Origin of the sequence: Streptomyces sp. WAC05292 (assembly GCF_003949955.1) — a bacterium.
GTDB classification, from domain to species: Bacteria; Actinomycetota; Actinomycetes; order Streptomycetales; family Streptomycetaceae; genus Streptomyces; species Streptomyces globosus.
Window position 1 is genome coordinate 1 of the sequence record NZ_RPSE01000404.1, and the last position, 5,467, is coordinate 5,467.

Here is a 5,467-nt window from a genome sequence, read left to right on the forward strand (position 1 = left end):
GCGCTGCCCGCATGCCCGGCGGCCCCCTCGCCGCCCTCCCGGCGCGAGCGGCCCGGGGCCGTGCGCGTGCCCGCGGCCGGGTGCGGCGGGGGCCGCCGGGCATGCGGGCAGCGCGGCGTGCAGGTCCACCAGTTCGGCGTACGCGCGCGAGCAGTGCGCGCAGGACTCCAGATGCCCGGCCAGCCCGGGCGCGCGCAGGGCCCCGCCGCGCCGGACCGCCGCGCCGAGCGGGCCGGCGTACCGGCGGCAGCGGGGGTCCGGGGCCCCGTCGAGGTGCGCGCGCAGGTACGCCTCCCGCAGCCCCTCGCGGGCCCGGAACGCCAGCGACGTCACCGCGCTCGGAGTGATGCCGAGCAGCAGCGGCACGGGGTGCGGGCAGTCGTCCTCGACCAGCGTGTGCCACAGGACGGCCCGCCACCGCTCGGGCAGCGTGCGGAACGAGCGGGCGACGAGCCGGCGGTCCTCGCACTCCAGCAGCCGGCGCTGCGGGTCCTCTTCCCCCGCCCCGGGGCCGCACCACGGCTCGACATCCGGCGTCAGCAGCGTCCGGCCCGCGCCGGCCCGCCACTCGGAGGCCGTGTGCCGCACGACCGCGAGCAGGTACGGGCGCCAGCGCTCCCGCGGGCCGGCTCCGGAGCGGACGGCCTGGAGGGTCCGCAGAAAGGCCTCGGAGGCGAGGTCCTCGGCGTCGTGCGGCGTACGGCAGCACGCGCGCGCACATGCGAAAGCGGCGGCACCGTGCCGCCGGTGGAGCAGTTCGCAGACCCCGGCGTCCGCGGTCCCCGCCGCGAACGCCCGCCGCAGCCGCCGGATGAGCTCCGCGTCGGACGGCCCGGGGCCGGACCGGGGTTCGGGTCGGGGTTCGGGTTCGGGTTCGGGTTCTAACCCGGACATGGCACTCCCTTGGTACGCAGGCCCCGCAGGGGCCCTCGGAACGGCTGCACACATGCGTACGGCGGTGCCGGCCCGAAGTCGGCTTCGGGCCGGCACCGCTCTCGGGGCGGCGCTGGGGAGGGGGAGGGGGCGCCGCCCCGAGGGACTCAGCGGCAGGTGCGCCCGTCGTTGATGCAGCGCACCGCGTTCGCCATGAGCCGGTCGGACATCACGTTGATGAAGTCGCCGTGGTCGGTGACCGGCTTGTGGAGCTGCTCCGGGAAGCTGTCGACGGCGAACCGGGAGCCGGGCGGCACGCTGTAGACGATCCGCTGGACCAGCTGCGGGATGGCCTTGAAGCCGGGCTTGCAGGAGCCGTCCTTGTTCGCGAAGGCCACGTGGGTGCGGTGGTTGGCGCTGTCGATGTTCCGCCCGTCCCAGCAGCTCTGGAAGGAGAAGGTGCGGACCACGTCGCTGCCCTTGGGGCAGACCGGGTACTTGTCCTTCAGCTGCCGGTTCTCGAAGCCGGTGCAGCTCCACGAGGCGTTGGCGTTGCCGACCCCGTTGGTGAACGCCTTGGCGTCGCCGGTGATGATGCGCAGGAAGCGGGGCATGGCGGCGACCTTGGAGACCGGGCTGCCCTTGAACTCGATCGTCACCTGCTTCGGCTTGAGGATGGTGCCGACGTTGCCGTCCTGGCCGCCGCCGGGCGCCTTGGCGTCGCGTTCGGCGCGGCCGTCGCGGAGCCGGAGCACGGGCCAGTAGTAGGTGGACTTGTCGCCGTTGGTGCAGGTGGTGCCGGAGGCGGCGAGGCTGTTGTTGGTGGAGAAGGCGTCCGTGGTGAGGTTGCCGACGTAGTCGTGCATGTGGTGGGCGCCGTTGCTGACGCCGGGGGCGACGATGACGTTGTCCGGGTTGAAGTGGCCGTTCTCGTTGCGGCCGCAGTTCACCGAGAAGGACCCCTTGGAGGCGCCCCCGCGGTCCGCGGGCTTGCGGACGTTCGGCCGGACGTTGCCGATCGCGACGAAGTCGCTGCGGGCCGGGCCGCCCTTGGCCGCCGCCTGGCCGCCCTGGGCCGCGGCGTCCTGTGCGGCGGCCCCCTGCGCCGCTGCCGGCTCGTCCTTGGGGTCGGGGGCGGCCGCCTGCTTCATCTCGCAGCCGGCGAGCCCGTCCAGGCCCTGGGGGCGGGAGCCCGCGCCCGCCATGGCGTCGCCGATGGCGCCGATGGTCCTGCCGCGCTGCTGCCGGAGGCTGCCGAGCAGGGCGCCGCCCTTGGCGCGGCCCGTGGCGAGCTGCTTGTAGGCGTCGGCGACCTGGGTGTCCAGCTGGGCGAGGTTCTTGTCCACCTCGGGGCGGGCCCGTTCGGGGACGTCGGTCAGCTTGTCGCCGACGTCCGGGCAGTCGATGGTGGCGGTCACCGGCGCGGCCCGGTCGTCCTGTCCGGCGAACGCGCCCTGTGCGACGAACACGACCCCGCCGCCGCCCAGGACCAGGGCGGACACCATGGCGAGGACCTTGTGCGACGTCCGCAGACGGCGTTTGTGGCCCTTTTGACTCATGCGATCACTTCACTTCGGTCGGGAAACGGTGGAGGAGGCGGGCGCGGGCACCGCGGCCGGCGGGGTGTCCGTGAGGCCGTCGAAATCGACCATGCCGGTGGCCTCCAGGACCGTGATGTGGTCCAGGACCGTGGCGTTGGCGTCCGTGGCCAGTCCCCGGACCATCGAGTTGCGGGTCTGCGCCCGGATCTGGGCGACGAGCGAGAACACCTTGCCGTGGGCGCGGCGGAGCAGCTGGGCGAAGAGCTGCTCGTACTGGGCGCCTTGGGCGTTGGTGAGCTGGTCGAGCCATTCCTGCTGCTGCTGGCTGGGCCGGTCGGGCAGTTCCATGCCGAGCGCCCCGCCCACTTCCAGCGCGCGCCGGTCCAGTTCGGTGTGGCCCTCGACGAGGTGCTCGCCGGCCGTGCGGATGGTGGAGCGCTTGCTGCGCTGGAGGGCTTGGCGGCCGGCGGGCAGCTCCCACAGGCCGGCGAGGCGCACCTTGCGGACGAAGTCCCGGTCCTGGGCGGTCAGCGGCCCGAAGGCCGTGCTCATGGTTCCGAGGCCGTCGTCGTCGGCCGCCGGGAGCGTGGTCGCGGCGGCGGATCCCCCGTTGAACTTCTCCACGGGGACCAGCAACGCGATCAGGGTGAAGGCCAGGGCGCCGATGACGGCGACCGTGGCCAACACGTGTCTCGATGCGACCGACATGCTGCCGACGGCCGACCGACGGAATGACAGCACTGTGCCTCCTTGCTGCATGGGCCGGAAGGGGCGGCAGGGGCAAGGGACACGGCAGTCGTGCCGCGTGCACCCGCGCTCCCCGGGTGCCACGGGACGCTAGTGCCAGTTGTGGTGGTCGTTCGGAAGGACCATCACGAATGGACAAACATCCGGTCCATTCCCCGGAAGGCTGGTACCGTGCCGCCGCTGCGGGTCCCGTCAGAGGGGGCGGGCGCGGGCGATGAGCAGGGCGACGTCGTCGCGGTCGTCCGGGCGGCGCAGCCGGCCCAGCAGCAGGTCGCAGGTCGCCTCCAGCGGGCGGCCCGGTGTGTCGAGCAGGTCGGTGAGGGCGCGGAGCCGGGTGTCGATGTCCTGGTCGCGGCGTTCCACGAGGCCGTCGGTGTAGAGGACCAGCTCGTCGCCGACGTCCAGGTCGAGGGCGGCGGCCTCGAAGGGCACTCCGCCGACGCCGAGGGGCACCCCCGTGGGCAGGTCCAGCAGCTCGGGCGGGCGGCTCCGGCCGACGCGTACGGGCGGCAGATGGCCGGCGGTGGCGATGCGGCAGCGGTTGCGGTGCGGGTCGTACACGGCGATGACGCAGGTGGCCATGGTGTGGCCGAGGCCGGTGGCGGTGTGGTCGAGGCGGGTGAGGACGGCCGCGGGGTCGAGGTCGAGCTCGGCGAGGGTGCGGGCGGCGGTGCGGAGCTGGCCCATGGCCGCGGCCGCGTTGATGCCGCTGCCCATCACGTCCCCGACGACGAGGGCGGTCTTGTCGTCGGCGAGGGGGATGACGTCGAACCAGTCGCCGCCGACCTCGCCGGCGCTCTGGGCGGGCTGGTAGCGGAAGGCGATCTCCAGTCCGGGTGTCGGGGTGGGCTGGTGGGGCAGCAGGTGCCGCTGGAGGAGGAGCGCGGCGCGGCGCTGCTTCTGGTACCAGCGGGCGTTGTCGATGCAGACGGCCGCGCGGGCGGCCAGCTCCTGGGCGAGCAGGACGTCGTCCTCGTCGAACGGCAGCGGGTTGTCGGCGCGCTGCAGGCCGAGCGCGCCGATGACCTCGCCGCGGGCGATGAGCGGCACGGCGAGGTACGAGTGCATCCCCGCCTCGGCGAGCAGCGCGGCGGCCTCGGCGTCCCGGGCGATGCCGCCGAGGTCGTCGGGCGTGACATGGGCCTGGAGCGCGGGCCGGCCGGTGCGGACGCAGCGGGTGACGAGGCGTGTGTCGTCGTAGCGGGCGATGGTGCCGACGGGGTCGGCCGCTTGGACGGCGGGACCGGGCCGGGCCGCTTTGACGGCCAGGGCCCGGAACCGGACGGTGCCTGCGGGGGCCGTGCCGGACGGCTGGTCGCCGGTGAGGACCTCGTCCAGGACGTCGATGGTGGCGACGTCCGCGAGCCGCGGCACGGCCATGTCGCCGAGCTCGCGCGCCGTGACCCCGAGGTCGAGGGTGGTGCCGATGCGGACGGAGGCGTCCGCGATGAGGGCCAACCGCTGCCGGGCCAGGGCGATGGCCTGCGCCGTCTTGTGCTGCTCGGTGACGTCGGCGATGGAGGCGGCCACTCCGATGGGCCGCCCGGCCGGGTCGTCGAGGCGGTAGTAGGAGGCGGAGAAGGCGTGGTCCTGGTGGGGGTCGGCGGGGGTGCGGCCGGTGGTGAACTGGTCCAGCCGGGGGACACCCGTCACGAGGACCTCGCGCATGGCCGCCTCGATGGCCGCGGCGTCCAACCGGGGCAGGGCCTCGTGGACGCGGCGGCCCAGGTGCTGCTCGGCCGGGAGCCCGTTGATCCGTTCGAGTGCCGGGTTGACCATGACGTAGCGCAGGTCGGTGTCGACGACGGCCAGCCCGATGGGCGACTGGGAGACCAGGCGGAGGGAGAGGGCGAGGTCGCGCTCCAGGCGGCGCAGGGTGGCCTGGTCGGAGGCGATGCCGAGGGCGTAGAGGCGGCCCTCGCGGTCCTCCAGGCGCATGTTGCGGAACTCGGTGAGCCGGGTGCCGCCGTCCTTGTGGTGGACGGGGAACACGCCGGCCCAGGGCGAGCCCTCGGACATGACCTTCTCGAAGAGGGACAGGACCAGGCCCAGGTGCTCCTCGCCGACGAGGAGGCGGGCGGCGTACTCGCCGAGCGCCTCCTCGGCCGGGTAGCCGAAGAGCTCCTCGGCCTGCGGGCTCCACAGGACGATCCGCCCCTGGGAGTCGAGGACGATCGCGGCGACGCCGAGCACGTCCAGCAGGCCCCGGCCCGTACCGGGCCCGGCGGCTCCGGTCCGGCCGATGGCCCCACCCGGCTCGGTGCGGCCGGTGGGGCCGGTGGGGCCGGTGGGGCCGGTTTCCGAGG

4 protein-coding genes are annotated in these 5,467 nt (G+C 74.4%); all 4 read right to left on the reverse strand.

From position 1 onward, the window contains the following. Positions 1–894: RNA polymerase sigma factor (locus EF903_RS27845; RefSeq protein WP_260616016.1), on the reverse strand; the 894-nt coding region annotated here is incomplete at its 3' end. Between the two features lie 146 nt (positions 895–1,040). Then, positions 1,041–2,432 (reverse strand): DUF1996 domain-containing protein, encoded by a 1,392-nt coding sequence (locus tag EF903_RS27850; protein WP_125547733.1) that lies wholly within the window; start codon positions 2,430–2,432, stop codon positions 1,041–1,043. 9 nt (positions 2,433–2,441) lie between these two features. Further along, positions 2,442–3,101, reverse strand: coding sequence for a DUF4142 domain-containing protein (locus tag EF903_RS27855; RefSeq protein ID WP_399421845.1), 660 nt, complete (start codon positions 3,099–3,101; stop codon positions 2,442–2,444). Between the two features lie 252 nt (positions 3,102–3,353). After that, positions 3,354–5,405, reverse strand: a complete 2,052-nt coding sequence (locus EF903_RS27860) for a SpoIIE family protein phosphatase (protein WP_125547737.1) — start codon at positions 5,403–5,405, stop codon at positions 3,354–3,356. Between the last annotated feature and the right edge of the window lie 62 nt (positions 5,406–5,467).

Bases quoted from the DNA above. Each gene is read 5' to 3' on its own strand.
- EF903_RS27850 (WP_125547733.1), bottom strand. From the start codon at position 2,432: ATGAGTCAAAAGGGCCACAAACGCCGTCTGCGGACGTCGCACAAGGTC.